The organism is Caballeronia sordidicola, assembly GCF_002220365.1.
In the GTDB taxonomy this organism is placed as follows: Bacteria; Pseudomonadota; Gammaproteobacteria; order Burkholderiales; family Burkholderiaceae; genus Caballeronia; species Caballeronia sordidicola_C.
This window is the reverse complement of record NZ_MTHB01000045.1, coordinates 1-22,353: the sequence shown is the minus strand read 5'-3', so window position 1 is coordinate 22,353 and position 22,353 is coordinate 1. Positions and strand designations below refer to the sequence as shown.

General features: G+C 58.7%; 22 protein-coding genes and 1 pseudogene. 15 read left to right on the top strand and 8 right to left on the bottom strand.

Going from position 1 to position 22,353, the window contains the following annotated elements; genetic code table 11:
* Positions 1–24 precede the first annotated feature (24 nt).
* The 4 genes from BSU04_RS07275 to BSU04_RS07255 all read left to right on the top strand — a co-directional run bounded on the left by BSU04_RS07275 (position 25) and on the right by BSU04_RS07255 (position 4,457).
* The gene (locus BSU04_RS07275) at positions 25–261 is read left to right on the top strand and encodes an integrase core domain-containing protein (RefSeq protein ID WP_373452804.1); all 237 of its coding nucleotides are present in this window, start codon (positions 25–27) and stop codon (positions 259–261) included.
* 420 nt (positions 262–681) lie between these two features.
* Positions 682–1,845, top strand: coding sequence for a M20 aminoacylase family protein (locus BSU04_RS07270; RefSeq protein ID WP_089159969.1), 1,164 nt, complete (start codon positions 682–684; stop codon positions 1,843–1,845).
* A gap of 56 nt (positions 1,846–1,901) precedes the next feature.
* Positions 1,902–2,678 (top strand): ABC transporter substrate-binding protein, encoded by a 777-nt coding sequence (locus tag BSU04_RS07265; protein ID WP_089159968.1) that lies wholly within the window; start codon positions 1,902–1,904, stop codon positions 2,676–2,678.
* A 630-nt stretch (positions 2,679–3,308) separates the two neighbouring features.
* Positions 3,309–4,457 carry a porin gene (locus tag BSU04_RS07255; RefSeq protein WP_089159966.1) on the top strand — a complete coding sequence of 383 codons (1,149 nt, stop codon included), beginning with the start codon at positions 3,309–3,311 and terminating at the stop codon, positions 4,455–4,457.
* A 32-nt stretch (positions 4,458–4,489) separates the two neighbouring features.
* Here BSU04_RS07255 and BSU04_RS07250 read toward each other — a convergent pair whose 3' ends face one another.
* On the bottom strand, positions 4,490–5,443 hold the full coding sequence (locus BSU04_RS07250; protein ID WP_089159965.1) for a LysR substrate-binding domain-containing protein: 954 nt from the start codon (positions 5,441–5,443) through the stop codon (positions 4,490–4,492).
* A 170-nt stretch (positions 5,444–5,613) separates the two neighbouring features.
* On the opposite strand from BSU04_RS07250, the gene BSU04_RS07245 reads away from it, so the two are divergent.
* The 8 genes and pseudogenes from BSU04_RS07245 (at position 5,614) to BSU04_RS47015 (ending at position 12,466) form a co-directional block, all read left to right on the top strand.
* On the top strand, positions 5,614–6,687 hold the full coding sequence (locus tag BSU04_RS07245; RefSeq protein ID WP_089159964.1) for an aromatic ring-hydroxylating dioxygenase subunit alpha: 1,074 nt from the start codon (positions 5,614–5,616) through the stop codon (positions 6,685–6,687).
* Between the two features lies 1 nt (position 6,688).
* Entirely contained in the window at positions 6,689–7,825 is a 1,137-nt protein-coding gene (locus BSU04_RS07240; protein WP_089159963.1) for an FAD-binding oxidoreductase, read from the top strand.
* 54 nt (positions 7,826–7,879) lie between these two features.
* The gene (locus BSU04_RS07235) at positions 7,880–8,998 is read left to right on the top strand and encodes a DUF2817 domain-containing protein (protein ID WP_089159979.1); all 1,119 of its coding nucleotides are present in this window, start codon (positions 7,880–7,882) and stop codon (positions 8,996–8,998) included.
* 97 nt (positions 8,999–9,095) lie between these two features.
* On the top strand, positions 9,096–9,785 hold the full coding sequence (locus tag BSU04_RS07230) for an ABC transporter permease (RefSeq protein ID WP_089159962.1): 690 nt from the start codon (positions 9,096–9,098) through the stop codon (positions 9,783–9,785).
* Positions 9,782–10,495 carry an ABC transporter permease gene (locus BSU04_RS07225; RefSeq protein ID WP_089159961.1) on the top strand — a complete coding sequence of 238 codons (714 nt, stop codon included), beginning with the start codon at positions 9,782–9,784 and terminating at the stop codon, positions 10,493–10,495. The genes BSU04_RS07230 and BSU04_RS07225 overlap by 4 nt, the downstream gene beginning before the upstream one ends.
* A 59-nt stretch (positions 10,496–10,554) precedes the next feature.
* A complete protein-coding gene (locus BSU04_RS07220; protein ID WP_089159960.1) occupies positions 10,555–11,322 on the top strand; it encodes an ABC transporter ATP-binding protein in 768 nt (255 codons plus the stop codon).
* 20 nt (positions 11,323–11,342) lie between these two features.
* Positions 11,343–11,668, top strand: a pseudogene (locus BSU04_RS47410) (electron transfer flavoprotein subunit alpha/FixB family protein); the annotation flags it as partial.
* 504 nt (positions 11,669–12,172) lie between these two features.
* Positions 12,173–12,466 (top strand): LysR substrate-binding domain-containing protein, encoded by a 294-nt coding sequence (locus BSU04_RS47015; RefSeq protein ID WP_218827246.1) that lies wholly within the window; start codon positions 12,173–12,175, stop codon positions 12,464–12,466.
* A 126-nt stretch (positions 12,467–12,592) separates the two neighbouring features.
* Here BSU04_RS47015 and BSU04_RS07205 read toward each other — a convergent pair whose 3' ends face one another.
* From BSU04_RS07205 to BSU04_RS07180, 6 genes are all read right to left on the bottom strand, one after another.
* The gene (locus BSU04_RS07205) at positions 12,593–13,420 is read right to left on the bottom strand and encodes an ABC transporter permease (RefSeq protein ID WP_089159959.1); all 828 of its coding nucleotides are present in this window, start codon (positions 13,418–13,420) and stop codon (positions 12,593–12,595) included.
* 25 nt (positions 13,421–13,445) lie between these two features.
* Positions 13,446–14,597, bottom strand: coding sequence for an ABC transporter permease (locus BSU04_RS07200; protein WP_256982272.1), 1,152 nt, complete (start codon positions 14,595–14,597; stop codon positions 13,446–13,448).
* 146 nt (positions 14,598–14,743) lie between these two features.
* Positions 14,744–15,790 carry an ABC transporter substrate-binding protein gene (locus BSU04_RS07195; RefSeq protein WP_089159957.1) on the bottom strand — a complete coding sequence of 349 codons (1,047 nt, stop codon included), beginning with the start codon at positions 15,788–15,790 and terminating at the stop codon, positions 14,744–14,746.
* A 1-nt stretch (position 15,791) separates the two neighbouring features.
* On the bottom strand, positions 15,792–16,973 hold the full coding sequence (locus tag BSU04_RS07190) for an ABC transporter ATP-binding protein (protein WP_089159956.1): 1,182 nt from the start codon (positions 16,971–16,973) through the stop codon (positions 15,792–15,794).
* 30 nt (positions 16,974–17,003) lie between these two features.
* Positions 17,004–18,152 carry an SRPBCC family protein gene (locus BSU04_RS07185; protein WP_089159955.1) on the bottom strand — a complete coding sequence of 383 codons (1,149 nt, stop codon included), beginning with the start codon at positions 18,150–18,152 and terminating at the stop codon, positions 17,004–17,006.
* 169 nt (positions 18,153–18,321) lie between these two features.
* Positions 18,322–19,248 carry a LysR family transcriptional regulator gene (locus tag BSU04_RS07180; protein ID WP_089159954.1) on the bottom strand — a complete coding sequence of 309 codons (927 nt, stop codon included), beginning with the start codon at positions 19,246–19,248 and terminating at the stop codon, positions 18,322–18,324.
* A gap of 214 nt (positions 19,249–19,462) precedes the next feature.
* Between BSU04_RS07180 and BSU04_RS07175 the strand changes: the two genes are divergently transcribed.
* The 3 genes from BSU04_RS07175 to BSU04_RS07165 are packed head-to-tail and all read left to right on the top strand — an operon-like array spanning position 19,463 to position 21,979.
* The gene (locus BSU04_RS07175; protein WP_089159953.1) at positions 19,463–20,812 is read left to right on the top strand and encodes a flavin-containing monooxygenase; all 1,350 of its coding nucleotides are present in this window, start codon (positions 19,463–19,465) and stop codon (positions 20,810–20,812) included.
* A 31-nt stretch (positions 20,813–20,843) separates the two neighbouring features.
* Positions 20,844–21,281 carry a RidA family protein gene (locus BSU04_RS07170; RefSeq protein ID WP_089159952.1) on the top strand — a complete coding sequence of 146 codons (438 nt, stop codon included), beginning with the start codon at positions 20,844–20,846 and terminating at the stop codon, positions 21,279–21,281.
* 20 nt (positions 21,282–21,301) lie between these two features.
* Complete coding sequence (locus tag BSU04_RS07165; protein ID WP_089159951.1) at positions 21,302–21,979, top strand: DUF1028 domain-containing protein; 678 nt, start codon at positions 21,302–21,304, stop codon at positions 21,977–21,979.
* Positions 21,980–22,077: 98 nt separating this feature from the next.
* Here BSU04_RS07165 and BSU04_RS07160 read toward each other — a convergent pair.
* The coding region (locus tag BSU04_RS07160) for a transposase (RefSeq protein WP_089159950.1) at positions 22,078–22,353 on the bottom strand (276 nt) is incomplete at its 5' end.

Here is a 22,353-nt window from a genome sequence, read left to right as displayed (position 1 = left end):
GTCGCCGACCCAGTTCCTGCAAGACTGGATCACGACTCAGCAGGAGAAGAATCTGGCGGCATAATGTTCGACCCTTGGAACACGAAAAACAGGGGGAAGCTCAACTATCTCAAAGCCTATGATTCGGTAAGCCACGCCCGGCGTTCGATCGGCGATTATATGAACCTATACAACCAGAAAAGGCCTCACTCGAGTCTGGCGGATCAGACTCCGGACGAGGCATACTTCGCGATGCTGCCAGCGATAAAATTGGCGGCGTAATTACCAGGCGGATCCACTTAAGAAACCGGATTTCCTGTCCGAACGAACGGGGGCACCTCTGTTTCGGGTGGGGCCGTCCTTTAAATTAGTTGTCGACGCAAATTGGGAGGTCCGGTCTGTTGCTTGCTGTTGAAGATGACGAGCTGGTCGACACGTTAGTCGCAGACGTGATCGTTGTATTCGCGAAGACATTCATTGTCCTCGGCTTGAAGCAGAACACTTACCATTATCTGACCCGCGGTGGACCCGTCGCGCCTTGCTTTCGAGCGCTGCCGTGTCGTTGGAATATTTGGTTTAGAAATACTTAACGATAACGCAGAAAATCTTTGTTTCCTTCGTTTTTTTGGGTGTCTAACCTGATCAAGGTCAACATCAAACCGCAGTTAAAACACCCGTCAATTTTAGTGGCTCGGAGAACAGATGAATACCCACACCGACATGCATGCGAGTTCTGAGGAGATGATCAAGTTGCGCCGACGTATCCACGCGTATCCAGAATTGGGCTATGAAGAGTTCATAACCAGCGATCTGATCGCGGGGCAACTTCTCGAGTGGGGATACGAGGTGCGACGCGGATTTGGGGGCACCGGAGTTGTGGGCACGCTAAAAGCGGGGGGTAGCTCGCGTAGCATTGGTTTGCGTGCTGACATGGATGCATTGCCCCTTAACGAGCAAACCGGCCTGTCGTATGCAAGCATTCATCCTGGCAAGATGCACGCATGCGGCCACGATGGTCACACCGCGATGCTGCTCGGTGCCGCGAAGCAATTGGCGAAAAGCCGTGCGTTTAACGGTACGCTCAACCTGATTTTTCAACCTGCGGAGGAAGGCCTTGCCGGCGCGCGCCGCATGCTTGAAGAAGGCGTGCTTACTGAATTCCCGTGTGACGCAATCTTCGCGATGCACAACATGCCGGGGTTTCCCGCAGGCAAACTAGGTTTTAGGGCAGGTCCATTTATGGCCTCCGCCGATCAGGTAACGGTGCGTATCATTGGTTCTGGCGGGCACGGCGCGATGCCGCACAAAGCTGTCGATCCAATCGTAGTGTGTGCTGGCATTGTGTTCGCTTTACAAACTATTGTTTCTCGCAATGTTGCACCGCTCGACATGGCGGTCATCACCATTGGCGCGATCCACGCTGGCGAAACGTCCAATGTAATTCCTGACGAAGCGAACATGCGCATCTCAGTGCGGGCGCTTCGTCCCGAAGTCCGGGACCATCTCGAACAGCGCATCCGCGCGGTCGTACAGGCCCAAGCTAGCGTGTATGGCGCGCACGCGGAGGTGAAATACGAAGCTAGCTTCCCGGTGCTCGTCAACGACGCCGCGATGACCGAGTTTGCTGCCAATGTTGCACGCGACTGGCTAGGCGAAGCAGCGCTGATTAAGGATTTGCAGCAGCTCACCGCTAGCGAGGATTTTGCGTGGTTCCTCCAGAAGTGCCCGGGTTGTTACCTGATTATCGGTAATGGAGATGGCGAGGGCAGTTGCATGGTCCACAACTCGGGTTATGACTTCAACGACGACATTCTGGTGACCGGCGCGGGCTACTGGGTCCAGCTAGTCGAACGGTTTCTTGCCTGAAACGCGCGGGTAATTGAGCCAGCGTGCAAATCAATTAGATACCAGCGAGAAATTTGATGAAACAGATTCTTCTATTGGCATTATGCGGACTGGCGATGTTGCCTGCGGCGGCGCACGCACAGGATCAACAGGCGATCCACTTCGGTGTGGACCCTAGCTATCCGCCATTCGAATCGAAGTCGCCTGATGGCTCATTAATAGGTTTTGATATTGATCTGGGCAATGCGATATGCGCGAGTCTGCACCAGAAATGCATCTGGGTTGAGCAGGGCTTTGACGGCATGATCCCAGCGCTACAAGCACGTAAGTTCGACGCGATTCTATCCGCGATGACGGCCACGGCGGCGCGACGTCAGCAGATCGACTTCAGTAACCGACTTTATAGCGGTCCGTCAGCATTGATCGCGCGTATCGGCACCAAACTGCGACCAACTGCGCATGCGCTCCAAGGGCAGCGTGTCGGTGTGGTGCAGGGCTCCACACAGGAAGGTTTCGCCAAAACCGAATGGGAGCCGAAGGGCGTCACGGTTGTCGCTTACCAGACCCAGGATCAGATCTACCAGGATTTGGTGACGGGGCGGCTCGATGCAGCGTTTCAGTCCGCCGTGCAGGTGGACTTCAGCTTCCTAAAAACGCCACGCGGTAAGGGCTTCGCGCTTGCCGGCGAACCGGTGAATGATAGCCGTGTGGCTGGAGATGTGGCGATCGGCATACGCAAGGGCGACGCGCCGCTTAAGGCTCGCATCAATCAGGCGATCGACACGATTCGCCACGACGGCGTATATAAGCACGTCGCCGCGAAGTATTTCAATTTCGACATCTACGGCGATTGATCTAGCCTCCCGCAAATCTTCTTGCGAGGAGCTAGGCACCTCGGTGAGTACGCGCGGAAGTGCCGAAAAAATTGTGGTGGCCCATTCTGACATCAGACTTTTTCCGTAACAGTGCAGTATGTGTAAGCAACATCTTTGCGGAAGGCGAAGTTCCATCGCTGCGTTCGGGCATCGACCGCAATCTGCAAACGTCGAATCTCCGCATCAAGCCGGTAAGCGGTCCGGACGACCTAAGCTGGTTATTCAGGGACTTCTTAAACTGGCAGGGGAACAACACTTACCGCGGGTTTAGTTTTAACTTTGGGACGGCAGGGGCGCGTTGTTTGACCGCGAAACGATGCGCGTCCCCCGCGATCACCTACTTTCAACGGGGGTTTATACGCGACAGCGCACGCCTCTATATCGGGATGTGGCGCGCTTCAGCATCGTCAGCGCGAATGCCTGTTTGCATTCTGCCTTCGCTTTTGTCGGTGATGACATGCGCCATCCTCCGCGCCCGTGGCAGACGTTCCCCGCTATACCAAGCTTTCGGCTGTCGCACCGTTGGCACATCCGTTGTTTTTTCCAGCGTAAGGCGAAACGCCATACGCAATTCATAACGAATCGATAACAACAAGCGCGGAGATTGAAATGAAAAAAGTAGTACTCGGTTTATTTCTGTTGGGCGCCGCCGCGACTGGAGCACGGGCGCAGGGGTCGGTGACGCTTTACGGGCTCATTGACGAAGGCTTGGACTTCAATAGTAATCTCAATGGTCAGCATCAGTGGAAGATGTCAAGTGGCGACGCGCAAGGCAGCCGATGGGGCCTGAAGGGTGCGGAAGATCTGGGCGGCGGATTCAAAGCTCTATTTCAGCTTGAAAACGGATTCGACGTGAACAGTGGGCGCCTGGCGCAGGGCGGCCGAGAATTTGGGCGACAGGTGTTCGTTGGCCTATCGAACGATACGGCGGGAACGTTAAGTTTCGGGCGGCAGTACGACTCTTTAGTGGAGTTCGTTGCTCCGTTAACCGCAAATGGCAACTGGGGCGGATATTTGTTCGAGCATCCGTTCGATAACGACAACACAGACAACTCGTTCCGCCTGAACAACGCCGTGCAGTATCAGTCGGCGAATTTCGGTGGTTTAAAATTCGGCGCGACGTACGCGTTCTCGAACAGCCCAGGGCAGTTCTCGACTGCCAACGCGCAGAGCGCCGGCGCGAGCTACACGCTCGGTGGACTTTCCATGGGATTGGCCTATCTTAATGTGGCCAACCCAGGGGCAAATACAATTGGTGCGGTGACAACCAATGACGCAGGATTCATCGCTGAGCGGCAGCGTGTGTTCGGCGCCGGTATAAACTATGCGTTCGGCCCTGCCATGCTGGGCTTTGTCTATAGCCATACAGACCTAAAGAATCCTACCGCGTATGCGTATATCAGCGGTTCAATCGTCCCGCCCGGACAAAGTGTTGCTTCACTGAAATTCGACAACTTCGAATTGAACGGCACTTACTTAGTAACGCCCGCCTTCTTGCTCGGGGCAATGTACGACTACACACAAGCGAAGCTCGATGCGTCGGGTGGCAGCACGAAGCCTCGCTGGCACACACTGGGAGTAATTGCCGACTATAACCTGTCCAAACGGACCGATGTGTACGTCATGGCGAGTGTGCAGAGGTCAGTGAGCGACCACAGCGGCACCGCACTGGATAACGCTTACACCGGCGGCGCGGACGATTCGTCATCGAACGACAGGCAGGCGGTGGCGCGCATAGGTATCCGTCATAAGTTCTGAGCATAAGCCCCACTCAAACACATGAGGCGGGGCTACTTCGCCACTTCTCCCGCGTCGGGCAGCATCAGGTCGTTGACCTGCTGCTGTTCCTTCGCAAGCTTCAGGAGCCAGCGATGAAAACTGCGGCATTGAGGCTGGTCGAAAGCGCTTTTTTTCCACGTCAGGAAGTAAGGCCACGGCAATGGAACACCACGTTTGAAAGGAATGACGAGCCGGCCCGCGGCGACATCATCGCAGATCATTGACGATTGAGCGAGTACGAAACCATGACCGTCGATGGCCGCCTGAATTGCCACGCTCGACAACGAGAACACATTCCGCGGGTTGCGAAGTGCCGTGCAGTCCACGTCATTGGTCTCGAACCAGTCGCGCCACGAAGGCGGCGAAGCGAATTTCGGCAGCCAGTCCACCGAGATCAGAGGATACGCGAGGATGTCGACGGGCATGGCGAGCGGAGCGCTCGATTGCAGCAGGTGCGGGCTGCACGCTGGAACAACGCTGTCCCGAAACAGTTCGATCGCATTATCAGCATCGGCAACCCGGTCGCCGTAGCTGATGCGGAAATCGATCTCGTAGCCCTCAGGCGAAGGTTCGGTATGCGTGCCGTCGAGATAGACCGTTAATTCTGGATGCTGCGCCTGCCACTCCATAACACGAGGGGCGAGCCATTTTGACAGCAGCGAAGGCAGTGCGCTGACGCTCAGATTGCGAACGTTTTTCGAACGTTCGATCTCCGCATGTGCGATTCGCAAGCTCTCGAATGCCGCCGCGCAGCTTTCGTGATATTGGCGCCCGATCGTGGTTAGCCGAAGCCGCTTGCCGTCCTTTTGCATGAGACTCAGGCCGAGCGTGTCTTCGAGTAGCTTCATCTGCTGGCTCACGGCGCCGGCAGAGACCCCAAGGCGCTTGGCGGCTTCGGTCACGCCGCCGCACCGGCCGACAGCTTCAAATACCTGCAACGCGCGCAGGGGTGGGAGCATGCCCATGATGGTTCCTTCGTCGAGGATAAGGTGTCGTGCGATGTGTTTAGAAATTCTAAAGGATCTGCCAGCTGTAGACAGCTGTTCTTTTATGTTTTGGCTTCATATCCTTTGAACATGCTCGAAAGCGAAGCCGTTAGGCTTAGTCGCGGCAATGCGAACCGGAGGCAGTGGACATGTTTTTGAAAAACGCGTGGTATGTGGCGGCATGGGACAAGGAAGTGACGCAGGGTCTGTTGCCTGTCACGATTCTCGACGAGCCGGTCGTGCTTTATCGCAAAGCGGACGGCACGCCAGTCGCGCTCGAAGATGCATGTCCTCACCGTATGTTGCCGCTGTCGATGGGGCGGCTAATAGGTGACGAGCTCGAGTGCGGCTATCACGGTCTTACATTTGACTGCTCCGGCCTATGCGTACGGGCACCGGGCTCGCAGCGCATTCCGCTCGCCGCGAAGGTGCGCAGCTATCCGCTTGCCGAGCGCTATGGCCTGGTATGGATCTGGATGGGCGACGCGCATGCGGCAGACGCGGACGAAATCTTGCAGATCGACGAGTGGGGCGATCCGGCATGGGGCATCAACCGAGGCGATGCAATGACGGTGGATTGCAATTACCTGTACGTCACCGACAACCTGCTCGATCCTTCGCATGTGGCGTGGGTGCATCGCTCATCATTCGGCAACGCTGCATGCGAATCGGAACCGATCAAGACTGACGTGTCGGAAAAGGGCGTGACGGTGACGCGCTGGATGCGCGACGTCGAAGTCGCACCGTTCTATGCGAAGTTCGTCAAATTTGCGGGAAATTGTGACCGCAAGCAGCATTACGAGGTGCGCTTCCCATCGCACGCGATCATCAAGGCGATCTTCACACCAGCCGGCACGGGCGGGGACGACAGACCGCCGCACTGTGACGTGTTCCTGATGAATTCGTACAACTTCATGACGCCAGTGAACGATGCACAGACGCGCTATTACTGGTTCCAGACGCGCAACTTCGACCCGAACGATGAAGACGTGTCCCGCCAGTTCGACGAAGACGTGCGTCATGCGTTCGAGGAAGACCGGGTTGTCCTGACCGCAGTGCATAAGGGCATGGCGCGGCGGCGCAAACCGAACATCGATCTCGCGATTGATTCCGGTCCGCTGCGCTTCAGGCGCGCCCTTGGGCAGATGATTGAGCGCGAACCGGCGGCGGCTCCTGTGTCCATGCCAACGCATGTTGTCAGCCGGCGAGAAACGGAGCGGTGACATGACGGGTTCGGTTACGAGTGTTCCCGCGTCAAGCGGTTTTGAGCGTGCTTTTGAACGCTTTCGCGTGGCCCGGCGGACTCAGGAAAGTCAGTCCATCATATCGTTCGAGCTGGTTCCCATCGACTCCAAACGGTCTCTTGCTTTCATTGCCGGTCAGTTCGTCGCGGTGCGGCTAACGTTGCCGGACGGCGAATCGCTGCTTAGCCATTACAGTTTGTCGGGGGACCCCGCGGACACCACCCACTGGCGCATCTCCGTCAAGCTCGAAAGCGCCCCGCCGGGACGCGGCTCGACCCATCTTCATCAAAACATTGAGGTGGGCGACGAGCTTGAACTGGCGGGGCCGGCAGGCGCGTTCGTCTGCGCCGAGGGCAATGAACGGCCAGTGATCCTGATGAGCGGAGGCGTGGGCGTGACTCCGCATGTGAGCATGCTGCATCGTCTCGTGCGTGCATCGGCGAGGCGTGTGCATGTTGTGCATGCATGCGAGAACAGCACAATGCATGCGTTCGGCGATGAGATAAGCATGCTTGCCGCAGCGCGCGGCGATGTCCATGTGCACGTGTGTTATCGCCATCCGCTTGCGGCGGACGACGAGCGTGGCGTGTACCAAAGCGAAGGGCTTCTGACCAAAGCGACATTGCAATCGCTGCTGCCGCTCGACGATTACGAAGTTTACTTATGCGGACCGCCCGGCTTCATGCAAGCGAACTGGCGTTTGTTGCGCGAGCTTGGCGTTTCACGGGAACGGATCCATTACGAGTTCTTTGGTCCGGCGACCGTTCTTGAAGATGACTCAGCCGACACGCCGGGAACTGTCATTACGAAGCCGCTCGTGACACCGCTTGCTGCTGCGCCCGGCAGCGCTGTCACCGTACGATTTCAGCCGCAAGGGGACCTGCTACCGTGGGACCCGTCATGCTATTCATTGCTGGAAATGGCCGAACGGGCGGGCTATACGCCGGCTTTCAATTGCCGCGCCGGTATTTGCAATGCCTGCCTGACGCCAGTGCTATCGGGGCGCGTCGAATATTTTGAAGAACCCCTCATACCGCCGCCCGACGGCGAGTTACTGCTTTGTTGTGCGCGGCCCGTCACGCCGATCACGCTGGCTTTGCAGCCGTCGTGTGCATGAGCCATTGATTTGAGCGCGGCGAGCGCGTTGCGCGCATCCACCATTGAGGAACGTATGAAATACGGTTTCGCAGATCAACCCGGCTTTGAGCGGCAGCGTATGCAGTTCCTGCTGGCCGCGGAAGCGGCGGGTGCGACGGTGACGTCCTACCCGCATCCATTGAAAGGTCCTGGCGGTGAACCACTCTCTACCGACGTCGCGTGGTTCGGCTCTCCCGACGCACGGCGCGTGCTGGTGGCGATCTCCGGCACGCATGGCGTGGAAGGGTATTACGGTTCCGCATGCCAAAGCGAATGGCTGCACGAGCTTGCGGGTCGTGACCTGCCGGAAGGCGTTGCGGTGTTAATGGTGCATCTGATCAATCCCTGGGGTACAGCATGGGTGCGCCGCGTCAACGAAGACAACGTCGATCTGAATCGTAACTATTTGGACTTCGGTACGGCGTTGCCGCTCAATCCGCGCTACGAAGCGATCCACGAAATCTATACCGCCCGCGACTTCGACGGTCCGCAGCGTGAACGCGCGGACCAGGCTCTCGCCGCACAACTCGGGGCGATCGGCTGGGCCGAATACCGGTCGATCGTCGGGGCTGGCCAATACATGCATCCAGATGGGCTGTTTTATGGCGGCGCTCAGGCCACGTGGTCGAACAGGACAATGCGGAGCATTGCCGAACGCTTTCTGCAGCCGGCGCAAGTCGCTATCGCATTCGACCTGCACACTGGCGCCGGTGCCTTCGGCCATCCGATGCTGATGGCGATTGCCCAGGCACGCTATCCCGCACTCTCGGACGCCGAAGCGCTGTACGGTCCGTGGCTGTACACGTTACTGACCGGCGCGCAGGCGGAGGTGAGCGACACCGGCGTCGTGGCGCGCGCCACGGGCTATACATCGCAGGCTCTGCTTGACGCACTGCCCGCGACACACTTGATGCAACTTGTCATTGAGTGCGGCACGTATCCCGAGGCACCGATGCATACCGCGCTACGCAACGATCACTGGCTGCATCTGTACGGCGACCCAAGCGATGCGCTCGGCAAAGAGATCAGATGCGCTCTGTTCGAGTCGTTCATGCCGGCCGACGCACACTGGCGCGAAATTGCGTGGCGGCGCACGCGCGATGCATGGGAGCGCGCGCTCAAGGCGCTGCCAGATATTCGACCTGCGGAATAAGTCGGGCGACAGCCCGTATATCACCATTACATGCCTAAGATGCCGGGCCGCGAACGCGCCGACGGCACGCATATCCCTTTGAAAAGGAGACGTCCACATGTTCTTTGAAGGCTACGGTCCGCAGTTGCTAGCCGGCACGTTCGAGACGCTCAAGCTCGCCTTGCTGTCACTGACAGTTTCATTCGTACTCGGTTTGATCGGCGCGGCCGCCAAGGTTTCTGGCAACAAGGTATGCGAAGGCGTGGGCAAGGCCTACACGACCCTGATCCGCTCGGTGCCTGATCTCGTCCTGATGCTATTGCTGTTCTACAGCATTCAGATACTGCTCAACCGCGCTACCGATGCTGTGGGTCTCGCACAAATCGATATCGATCCGTTCTGTGCTGGCGTCCTCACGCTCGGCTTCATCTACGGCGCCTACTTTACCGAGACTTTCCGTGGTGCGTTTCTCGCGGTGTCGCGCGGTCAGATTGAAGCCGGACACGCATATGGGATGACACGCTGGCAGGTTTTCTCCCGCGTGATGTTTCCGCAGATGATGCGTTTTGCCCTTCCCGGCATTGGCAACAACTGGCAAGTCGTGGTCAAGGCGACCGCACTGGTTTCGATTATTGGCTTGACGGATGTGGTCAAGGTCTCCCAGGACGCAGGCAGAAGCACGCTGAATTTTTTCTTTTTCACGTTGGCTGCCGGCGCGATCTATCTGGCGATTACGACCGTCTCGAACGGTGTACTCGCCTGGCTTGAAAGGCGCTATTCGGCCGGTGTACGGAGGGCCACGCTGTGATCGACATCGTACGTCAGTATTGGCAAAACTATCTGTTCACCGATGGCTACCGCTTCACAGGCCTCGCGATCACGCTATGGCTTCTTGTCACATCTATCGGATTGGGGTTCTGCCTGGCCGTGCCGCTCGCAGTCGCACGTGCGTCGAGCAACCGCTTTATTTCCACGCCGGTGTGGCTGTACACCTATGTCTTTCGCGGCACGCCGCTCTATGTGCAACTGCTGCTCTGCTATACGGGGCTTTACAGCCTGCGGGTCGTACACGATCACGTGTTCCTCGACACGTTCTTTCGTAATGCGATGAATTGTACGCTGCTTGCGTTTGCGCTGAATGAATGCGCCTACAGTACCGAAATATTTGCGGGTGCGATTAAAGCGACAGCGTATGGCGAGGTGGAAGCGGCTCAGGCCTATGGCATGTCGAGATTCACCATGTACCGCCGCATCATCTTGCCGTCCGCATTGCGGCGTGCGCTGCCCAACTACAGCAACGAAGTCATCCTGATGCTGCATGCGACGACGCTGGCGTTTACAGCCACGGTGCCCGACATCCTCAAAGTGACGCGCGACGTCAATTCCGCAACCTACGCGTCGTTTCAGGCATTCGGTATCGCGGCTATGCTGTATGCAATGATTGTCTTCGGGTTGGTGTGGATGTTTCGCCGGCTGGAGGCGCGTTGGCTTGCGTTTCTTAAGCCGCAGGGCCACTGAGTTACGGTTTCATCCTGTCCGTTAAGCGGCATCAGCGGTCATCACGCGGGAGTTAAGAAATGTACAAGCTGGTTGTTGACGACGTATACAAGAAGTTTGGCGATCACGAAGTTCTCAAAGGCGTGTCGCTTAAGGCGAAAGCGGGTGATGTGATCAGCATAATTGGTTCAAGCGGCTCGGGAAAAAGTACTTTTTTGCGCTGTATTAACTTTCTGGAGCAACCCTGTCGCGGAAGCGTCACTGTCGGATCGGAACTCATTCGGACGACGCGGGACAGAAACGGCGCGATGCGTGTCGCGAACCCGAAGCAATTGCGCAGTGTGCGCGCAAAGCTGTCGATGGTATTTCAGCATTTCAATCTTTGGGCACACAAGACCGTGCTCGAAAATATCATTGAGGCGCCGATTAGCGTGCTTGGGCTTCGGCGCGCCGAAGCGGAGCACCGTGCGCGCGCGTATCTGTCCAAAGTCGGACTGCCCCCGATATTTGAAAACCGCTATCCGGCGCATCTTTCGGGTGGTCAGCAGCAACGCGTAGCTATTGCACGGGCGCTGGCGATGGAGCCGGAAGTGATGCTGTTCGACGAACCAACCTCTGCACTTGATCCCGAACTGGTTGGCGAAGTGCTACGCGTGATGCAAGCACTTGCCGAAGAAGGTCGAACCATGATCGTGGTGACCCATGAGATGGCTTTCGCACGTAACGTGTCGAACCACGTTGTCTTCCTGCATCAAGGCAAAATCGAAGAGGAAGGCAATCCGCAAGACGTGTTGGTTAATCCGAAGAGCGAGCGGCTCGGGAGTTTTTTGGCGGGCAGCCTGAAGTGAATCGACAGCTTGATTGCATGGTACTCGTGGCGGGTGGTCGTGGTCTGAGTAACGGCGAGGACTTCGCGTTGGCGCTGAAACTGCTCGCGGACAGGCTGAACTCGGCGTCTTCCACCTCGCGCGCGGCGGTCGTGCGGGTTTCGCGCCGAACGACTACCAGGTGGGCCAGACCGGCAAGCTCGTCGCGCCGCAACTGTATGTCGCAATCGGTATCTCCGGTGCGATCCAGCGCCTGGCTCGGATGAAGAACTCGAAGGTGATCGCCCCGGTCAATATGGACCCGGAAGCGGCGATCTTCAGCGTTGCAGATTTCGGCCTCGTGGGGGATTTATTTGTTCACGACCCTGCCCGAACTTCTCAGCGAGCTTGGTTGACACCGGGCACCACCTCACGGCGGTACTTCCTGGAAAAGAATGTATGTTCGCCCCGGTTGCGGCGCGTGGCTTATGGACCGTACCGGCGTGTCGCGGGCTGGTCATGTCACGACCGTTTGAACTGCAACTGGGCGCATTCGTCACCATCGGCACGAAGCATGGGAGAGCATCCTGGCGCGACAACCCCGACGGTGCTGAACGACAGAATGGGGTTATCGTACTATCCGTGCGAAATGTGGCGGTGATCACGCGCAGAGCCGCTTGCATCAAGGCTTTGCGGCTCTGCGTGTTCGCGCAGCGGACGATTTTGCAGGTCCTTGGCCAATATGGAGTTTTAGGACCAAACCGCCAGTTTTCGCACGGAAAGTACGACGACCCCAGAAAGGTCGATTCGATCTCGTCCTCGTGTCGGGCTGGGAATTGACGAGACGTCTTCCACTCACCTGCTGGCGCCGGGGCAACCTCCGTATGTCTTGTTGCCGGCGACGCATCGGCTCGCCGGAGCCGGTCAGGTAGATCGCTTTGACGTGTGCGATGAGCCGCTGATTCTGCTCGACGTCGCACCGAGCAAGGACTACTTTGTCGGGCTGTTCGAACCTTACGGACTGAGCCCGAAAATAGCATTCAGTCTCCCATCGCTGGAATTGGTTCGTGGCATGGTGGGGCAGGGATTCGGATATTCGCTTCTGGTGACGCGCCCGCACGCGCCGACTGCCTATGACGGACACGAAGTCGTCGCGGTCGAGATCGCGGAACCGGCTGCCTGTTGAGGTCTGGTGGCGGCGTGGCTGAAGCGGAATCGATTACCGCGCCTGATCGATTGTTCATGGAATACGCCGAGACTCGGTTGCGCCCGATGTCCGACGCCTGAACCGGTTCGCACGTCTTCGGCCGGATCAGACCAGCGCCTGACTCGCGGCCGCCGCGCGGCTACGCAGCCAATTGATGCTCGCGAACAGCAACACCGCGAAGACGATCAGCATGGTCGCCACGGCCAGAATCGACGGATCGATGGAATCCCGGATGCCGCTCCACATCTGCCGCGGAACGGTCTTTTGATCCGGGCCACCAATGAAGAGAATCACGATGACTTCGTCGAAGGAGGTGGCGAAGGCGAAGACGCTTCCCGTCGCGACCGCGGGGGTGATTAACGGAAGCGTCACGCGCCTGAACGTGACCCACGGTGGCGCGCCCAGCCCGGACGCTGCGCGCAGCAGGCTCTGATCGAATGACAATAACGACGCGGTCACGGTGATGACGACAAACGGCGTGCCGAGCGCGGCATGCGCAAGGATGACACCGGGGTAGGAATTCACGAGCCCCAGTGGCGCGAAGACGAGATAGAAGCCCGCGGCGACCACGACGATCGGCACAATCATCGGGGAGATGATGATTGGCATGACGATCGAGCGTAGCGGAAACTGCGTTCGCGACAGGCCGAGCGCCGCCAGCGTACCGAGACAGGTTGCGATCAACGTGGACGCTGCGCCAATGGCGACACTGTTCAGCAGCGCACGTTGCCAGTCCGCACTCGTGAGGGCTTGTTCATACCAGCGCAGCGAAAACCCCTGCAGTGGATATGAGAAATACGAACCGGAGTTGAACGATAGCGGAATGATCGCGAGAATCGGCGCCACCAGAAAGAACAGAACGAGCGCGGAATGCAAACGCACCCATCGGGAAGCGACTCGCTCCGTCAGTACCGTATTGCGTTTGTCTTGCATGATTGCTCCCTTGGGCTCACGTGCCTCAACCGAACCGCAAACGGTCGATGCCGACGATGCGGTTGAAGATGAAATAGAAGATCGCCGTAAAGATCACGAGATAGGCCGACAGCGCGCCGGCGAGTCCCCAGTTGAGCTGCGTGTTCGTCTGATCCGCGATGAGTTGGCTGATCATCTCGTCGCCGGCGCCACCGAGCAGGGCGGGCGTGATGTAGTAGCCGAGCGCCAGCACAAACACCAGGAAACATCCTGCTCCGACCCCCGGCAACGTTTGGGGTATATAGATCCGCACGAAAGCCGTGAAGGGATGAGCGCCCAGAGACTTCGCCGCGCGCAGATACACGGGCGAGACGCTCTTCATCACCGAGTAGATCGCGAGAATCATGTAAGGCAAAAGCACGTGCGTCATGCCGATCAATACACCTGTGCGATTGAAAACGAGCGGCACCGGATGTGTCACGATGCCGAGACTCATCAGCAGGCTGTTGACGACGCCGCCCGGTTGCAGAAGCACATACCACGCCGTCGTGCGCACCAGCAGCGAGGTCCAGAACGGCACGATGACCAACAGCATCAGTCGGTTGCTGTTTTTTTCAGGCAGATTCGCGAGCAACCAGGCCACTGGATAACCCAGCAGCAAACAGAGCACGGTCACCGTGAAGCTGATCGAGATCGTGCGCACGAACGCCTCGCGATAGACCGAGGTGTTCGCCGGCAGCGAGGCGATCGAACCTTGCGGCGTCACTCTCGCGTCCACGGCATTGAGCAGATAGTCGGGCGTTGGCGATGCAGCGGCGCGCTTCAACAGGCGCCATGTCTCAGGCGAATTCCAGCGCTCGTCGATCTCGATCAGCGCCGGCTTCCAGGCGGGTGGCGTATCGCTGCGAATGCCGCGTGCCGTCTTCATCAGCAGGCTGCGGAATGCGGGTTGCGCGAAATTCATGCGCTTCGCGACGGTGCCGAGTTGTCCGCTTTGCTGCGCGTCCTTGATTCCGGATGCTAGCAGGGCGAACGTATGCTCATCCGGCACGCCATGGCCGTCCCAAGCATCGAGTGCGCGGGAAAGCGCTGGCATGCTGTCGGGCACTTCGTGGTTCTGTACGCTGCGGGCGAGCAACAGCGCGATCGGCGCAATGAAAGTCGACAGTAGAAACACGATCAGGGGAAGCGCCAGCATCAGCGCTCGAAGCGATGCGCGGCGTTGTGCCTTTTGATAGGACGCGCGGCCTTCGGCTCTCGTCGGAGAGCCCGGGGCCGGAGCGTGGGCCGGTACGGGTGCATGGGTAGTCGCGGTCACAGCGGTGCTCTCTTTCGATAGAAGTGTTACTGCGTCAGCCAAACCTGGAAGCGCTTGTTGATCTCATCAGCGTTATCCGCCCAGAAGGTCGGATTGATCTGGATCGCACGCTTGAAGTTACCCGGCGCGGTCGGCAGGTCGGCCAGTCGCTGCTTGTCGATGAGCGGGATGGCGTCCTTGCGCGGCGGCGCATAGGCGATGTACTTCGAAAGGTCGGCATAGGCCTTCGGCTGCGATGCGGAAATGATGAACTTCGCTGCCGTGTCGGCGTGCTTCGCTCCCTTCGGGATGCCCCACCATTCATAGTCGTAGACTTGCGCATCCCAGACGATCTTGAAGGGCTTGTTGTCCTTCTTCGCGGCATCGTCGATTCGGCCGTTGTAGGCCTGCGTCATCACGACGGCGCCATCGGCGAGCAGTTGCGGAGCTTGCGCGCCCGTCTCCCACCACACGATGTTTTTCTTGATCGTGTCGAGCTTCTTGAATGCGCGGTCAACGCCCGCTGGCGTCCCGAGCACCTTGTACACGTCTTTCGGATCGACGCCGTCGGCAATCAGTGCCCATTCCATCGACCCTTTCGGTGACTTGCGCAGCCCGCGCTTGCCGGGGAATTTCTGCAAGTCGAAGAAATCGTTGATGGTGCTCGGCGCTGTCTTGAGCTTGCTCGCGTCATAGGCGTATACCGTGGACCACACCATGCTCGCGACCGCACAGTCGCTAATGGAACCGGGAATGAAGTCGCTCGTATTGCCGAGACTTTTCTTGTCGAACTTCTTGAGCAGCCCTTCGTCACATGCCGTGATGGCATCGTTGCTCTCGAGATCCATGAGATCCCATGTCGTGTTCTTCGCCTGCTCCATTGCTGAAAGCTTCGCGAGACCGCCGTCATACGATTCGAGCGAGAAGTTGACGCCGGTCGCCTGCGTGAACGGCTCGAAATAGGCCTTCTTCGCCGCAGCCTCATAGGCGCCGCCAAAGGTGACGACGTCGAGCGTTTCCGCGGCCTGCGCCGAAGCCGCAGCGAAAGCGAAGACGGCAAGTGCGGCAAATTGTGCTTTGATGTGAGTGCGCATATCAGTGGGCTCCTGCGGCTGTGGCCGAGATGATGGAAGGTGAGGGCGATGCGTGGGTAAGAACTATGGGCGCGCTGCGGGGCACGCTCGCAGCGAGAATCTTGCAGTCGTCGTGGCGCCAGGCCACCTCAATGGTGTGGCCAGCCGAAGGCAACGCGTGGCGTTGCGTGTTGGGAACCTTCACGACGAGCGAGTCTCGCGATCCAAGCGTCAAATGCACCCGATGATGATCGCCGCAATACACGAGTTCCTGCACCTTGGCGCGTACGACGTTGCTGTGCGCGTCCGCCTGCGAGCCCTCGGCGCTATGGAGATGCGCGCGCTCCGGACGCAGGGCGAGCATCGCTTCGTCCCCTGTTCTCAGGCCCTGTTCGCATCGGCCGCGGATGATGCTGCCATCGGAGAGGACCAACGTCGCCCAGTTATCCCTTACTGTCACGACGCGTCCCCGCAGGCCGTTGTTCTCACCGACGAAGTTCGCGACGAAGGCGTTGCAGGCATTTTCATAAAGCTCCGTTGGCGTCGCGGCTTGCTGGATGCGTCCGTCGGAAAAGACCGCGACCCGGTCCGACATGGTCAGGGCTTCCGCCTGATCGTGCGTCACATAGACGATGGTGAGCGACAGCTCGCGATGCAACCGCATGATCTCGTACTGCATGGTTTCGCGCAGGCGCTTGTCGAGCGCGCCAAGCGGCTCGTCCATGAGAACGACGCTCGGTTCGAAGACGAGTGCGCGCGCAAGCGCGACGCGCTGCTGTTGTCCACCCGAGAGCTGCGCCGGACGCCGGTTCGCCAGATGCGGCAACTCGATCATCTCCAGCGCGCGCTTCACGCGCGCTTTCTGCTCAGCGCGGCTCACGCGTCGCACGGACAAGGGAAAGGCGACGTTTTCGGCAATCGTGAGATGCGGAAAGAGCGCGTAGTTCTGAAAGACCATGCCGATGTCGCGCTGATGCGGCGGCTTGTCGTCGAGGCGCCTTCCGTCAAGACGTATCTCGCCTTGCGTGGTGGACTCGAAGCCGGCGAGCATCATTAGCGTGGTCGTCTTGCCTGAGCCCGACGGCCCAAGCAGCGACAGGAACTCGCCCTTTTGCACATCAAGGTTCAAATGATCGACGACGTAATTCGCGCCGTCGTACGACTTGCTCACGCCTGAGAACGAAATGAAGGATGGGTTTGACATCGTGATAGCGTCCTGTCAAGAGTGCTTCTATTAACGCGCAGTGAGCTTCGACGCGAGGTAACGAGCGAAGTCATAGTTCGGGCGTTCGAGAGGGCTCAGATGGCCGGGCTTTGCAAGCGGGGCATGAACGCCGCGAAACACCGCTTCCACGCCGCGCTTATCTTCCGCATTCACTTCGTCGAGCAATGCCTTGAGCGTGGCCATATGCGCGTTGGCTTCGGGATCGGCGATAAAGTCGGGTGCAAGCCCGCCGCCGAAGCGGATATGCACCTTGTCGACGCCGCGCGGCTGCAACACGAGATACCAGAAGTAACCGGGCGTGAGCGTGACGAGATGCGTCGGATAAATCGCGAGCAACGCGGTGGTCTTGCGCCAGTGTCCGGTCAAGCGGTGGTTGTCGGGATGGGCATTGCCGATGGGAAGCGACGCTTCCTTCGTGATCCAGTGGTAATTGAACGCGGGATAACCCGGCAAGCATTCCATCTCTTCGAGTCTGGAATGGGCACCGACCGTTGCGCGGTGCAGCATCGGCAGGTGATAGCTTTCCATGAAATTCTCGGCGAGGATCTTCCAGTTGGTATCCCAGACGTGTTCTTCATAAAAGGTCTCGATGTAGTCGGTCATGCCGTACGCATCGATCAGCTCGCTCAGTTGCGCGAGCTGCTGGTGAACCGGACGTGCATCCTGATCGAGTGTCACGTAGATCCAGCCTTGCCACTCCTCGCAGCGAATCGTCGGCAGTTTGTAGCTTTCGGTGCAGAAACCTGCCTGCTGGTTCATCAGCGGCGCGCCCTTAAGCGCGCCGTCGAGTCCGTAGCTCCAAGCGTGATACGGACAGATGATGCGCCGTATGTTCCCTCGACCTTCGAGCAGAACAGACATCCGATGCAGGCACACATTCGACATTGCGCGGAGCCCCATCCTCTCATCGCGCACGACGACGATCGGTTGAGCCGCGATGCTCGCGGTCAGGTAGTCGCCAGGCGCCTTCAGCGCGCTCGCGCGACCCACGCATTGCCACTCTTTTGCAAAGATCGCCTGCTCTTCGAGAGACAGGAACTCGGACGACGTGTACACGCCAGGAGGCATCGAGCGCGCGTCGCTGAATGGTCGCTCGCAGCCTGCCACAAGCTCGTCGACCAAGGCGTGGACTGCCGTTTGCCTGGTGGGGTTTTCCATGAGACTCTCCTAAAGCCGAGTGCGTTCGCGCTACGGGGTCCGCGATTCAATCGCCTCGAATGAAGGTTAATCTACCAAGCCAAATTGCTAGTCAAAGTATTGTTTTTGGATACCAAAGCTAGGATTTAGCTATGCAGGGCGCGCGAAGCCCGTCCGCTATGGGCGCCGGTTATGCGTCGAGCTTCAGGCGGCGTATATAGCTTTCGCTAAAGGTAGAGAATCGGGACACCAGTTGCCGCGGCTTCATCGTTTTCGATTGGGCGATTCCGAGCGTCGTCGCGTTAACGTTGTCCCTAAAATGCTTGATCACGAACTCACTTCCGTCGACCGTTTGCGTCGAATTCAGCGGGAAGTTCAGGATGCTGTAACCCAGCCCGTTCGCAACCATCCCACGCACGACTTCCGGTTGCGAAGAACGAAAAGCGGGAACAGGCCGGGCTCCGACGACATCGAAGAGCGCGGCGAAGTAGTCCCGGCTGTGCGGCAGATCCAGCATCACGTACGGCTCGTCTATCAGATCCTGTAACGACACCTTTCGCGCGCGCGCCAATCTGTGCGTCGCAGGCAGTATCGCGTACGGCGGCAAGGAAAGTAGCGGCGTAAAGGCGATGTCCTCGGACAGATCGAGACTGTAGGTGAGCACGATGTCGAGCGAACCGTCGTGCAGGCCGTTCAATAGCTCATCCTGATGCGCTTCGATGGTGCGAAAGCTGATTCCACCGTGCTCGCTCGTAAAACGGCTGATCAATCCTGGCATCAGGGGCGGCGCCAGAGAGACGAGACAGCCGAGCGCGATCGTTCCCGTCATGCCGCCCTCCATTTCGGTGGCGGTCATTTGGAATTCCTCGGCGATCTTCAGGAGATTGCGCGCTTGTCCGAGCAGATCGCGCCCCGCCTGAGTCAGCGACAGGCCGCTTGCATGATGCCGGATGAACAACTGCACGCCGAACGAGATCTCGAGGTCGGCCAGCGCGGTCGAGATGGACGGCTGGGAAATGTGCAGGCGTCTCGCAGCAGCCGTAAAAGACAGCACTTCCGCAGTCACTACAAAGTATCGCAACTGACGCAGCGAGTAACGCAGCGGCTGATTTTCCATGGGTTTTGCTCCCGGTTGACATTGTCAGATGGATCGCATTGTCAGGTAATCCAAAACGAGTGCATAGCAGAATCCGATGCTTTGCAATTGTTTAATATATTTTTCAGATTCTGAAAGCGAGCGTAGATTGCTATCCGAAAGATCAACACCGTGCCTGAAGGCTACAAGCTGCCTACGGGAACAACCGAACTCCGCTTCTTCGAAGGACTCAGCCATGACAGTCGAAATAAAGGCAACAGACACGCTCGTTGTGGGCGCTGGGCAAGCAGGCGTCGCCATGAGTGAACACCTGACCAAGCTCGAGATCCCGCATATCTTGCTCGAGCGCGATCGCATCGCCGAGCGCTGGCGCACCGGTCGGTGGGACTCGCTGGTTGCCAACGGACCGGCATGGCACGACCGGTTTCCGAATCTCGAATTCGCCGATGTGAATCCGGATGGCTTTGCAGGTAAGGAACAGGTCGCCGACTACTTTGTCGCCTATGCAAAAAAGTTCGACGCACCCATTCGCACCGGCGTCGAAGTGAAGAGGGTCGAGCGCAATGTCGGACGGCCCGGTTTTACCGTCGATACGTCTGAAGGAACGATCGAAGCGAACCGCGTAGTGATTGCGACGGGGCCGTTCCAGCGCCCCGTAATTCCGCCGATCGCGCCGAAAAGTACGGCGCTCACGCAGATTCATTCCGCCGACTACCGCAATCCGCAGCAATTGCCCGAAGGCGGTGTGCTGGTGGTCGGCGCGGGATCGTCAGGCGTGCAGATCGCCGATGAATTGCAGCGAGCGGGCCGGCGCGTGTATTTGTCGGTCGGCGCGCACGATCGTCCGCCGCGTGGCTATCGCGGACGCGACTTCTGCTGGTGGCTCGGCGTGCTCGGCGAATGGGACGCGGAAGTGATGAAGCCCGGCCGCGAGCACGTGACGATCGCGGTGAGTGGCGCGCGTGGCGGCCATACGGTCGACTTCAGGCGTCTCGCGCATCAGGGCATCACGCTCGTCGGCCTGACGAAATCGTTCGACGATACCGTCGTCACCTTCGAGGCCGATCTCGCCGAGAACATTCGTCGCGGCGACGAGAACTATCTGTCACTACTCGACGCCGCTGACGCTTATGTCGCACGCAACGGCCTCGATCTTCCCGAAGAACCGGAAGCGCGCATCATTCCCGCTGATCCAGAATGCATGAAGCATCCGCTTCATGAGCTTGATCTGGCGAAGGAAGGCGTGACGTCGATCATCTGGGCGACGGGTTATGCCGTCGATTTCGCCTGGCTGCAAGTCGATGCATTCGACGAAAAGGGCAAGCCGAAACATCAGCGCGGCGTTGCGAAGGAGCCAGGCATCTATTTCCTCGGCTTGCCGTGGCTGTCGCGCCGTGGCTCCTCGTTCATCTGGGGCGTGTGGCACGATGCGAAGCACATCGCCGATCACATCACCACACAGCGTAAGTACCACGCTTATTATGACGAGCCGCATCGTCATGTGGAAGAGAAGCGCGTGGAAAGCGTTGAGAGCGCGCCGGGCGCATCGCGCATCCACACGATGAGCGAGATGGGCGTCAACTGATTTCCAACTTATTCAGCATCAAGGTACTTCGATGAGCCAACCCACGCATACCCGTATCCGCATGTTCAACACGAAGGATACGTACCCCAATCAATCGCTCGATAACGATCTTTGCCAGGCCGTGCGCGCAGGCAATACCGTGTATGTGCGCGGTCAGATCGGCACGGACTTCGACGGCAAGCTCGTCGGGCTGGGCGATCCGCGCGCGCAGTCCGAGCAGGCGATGAGGAACGTCAAGCAGTTGCTCGAAGAGGCCGGCAGCGACCTCTCGCACATCGTCAAGACGACCACTTATCTCACCGACGTGCGCTTTCGCGAGGCGGTGTATCGCGAAGTCGGCGAGTGGCTGAAGGGCGTGTTTCCAATTTCGACGGGGCTTACCGTCGTCGCGCTGGGCCAACCTGAGTGGCTGATGGAAATCGACGTGATCGCCGTCATTCCCGATGGCTGGACACCCACTCAGGCCTAAAAGACATAATCGGAGGGCACATGACTTTCTCGATTGTCGGACGTTGTGAAGAAACCGGACAGGTTGGCATCGCGATCAGTTCATCGAGCATCGCGGTGGGCGCGCGTTGTCCATGGGTGCGCGCGGGAGTCGGCGTGGTCGCGACGCAGAACATCACGCTGCCCGCGCTCGGTCCGCAGATTCTTGACCTTATGGAGCGCGCGAAGCTCGATCCTTCCGCGGCGCTGGGTCGCGCGCTGGGCGAGAGCGAATGGAGCGAGTATCGGCAGGTGACGGTTGTCGACACGCAAGGCCGCACCGCTTTTTTCAGCGGAAAACAAGCGCTCGGCACATATCACGCGGTCGCGGGCAAGCAATGCGTCGCGGCGGGCAACATGCTCGCGGGAACTCACGTGATCGAAGCGATGATTCCAGCATTCGAGAACACGTCCGGCCAGCTTGCGGATCGACTGATCGCGGCGATGCATGCAGCGATCTCAGCGGGGGGCGAAGCGGGTGCGGTGCATTCGGCAGCGCTGAAGATCGCGGGCGAGCAGAGTTGGCCGCTCGTCGATCTGCGCGTCGACTGGGCCGATGTCGATCCCATCGGCAAGCTCGATGGCCTGTGGGAGGCGTACAAGCCGCAGATGCAGGACTACGTGACCCGCGCGTTGAATCCGACCGCTGCGCCCAGCTACGGAGTACCGGGCGATGAGTGACACGACGAGCCGCGATCTGCTCGAGCGGCTGATCGGTTTCGCGACAGTCAGCCGCGATTCGAACCTTGAGATGATCGAGTTCATTCGTGATTAAGTGTTCAGGAAAAACGGATTTCAAATTCCGAGCCATAGCCGCCGAGCAGCTTGGCGATCTCTGTATCGATGGTTTCCTTCGTCCAGGTGACGAAGCGCCGCCAGTGATACTTGGCGTGTTTCCAGACGATTTCGATCAAGTTCAGCTCGGGACTGTACGGCGGCAGATAGAAGAGCACCATCCGATGGTCGAGAAACCAGCGGTCGATGGTTTGCTGATCGATGTTGTGATGAATCGAGGCGTTATCGAGCACCACCACAGTCATCAGGCCGGGCGCGCC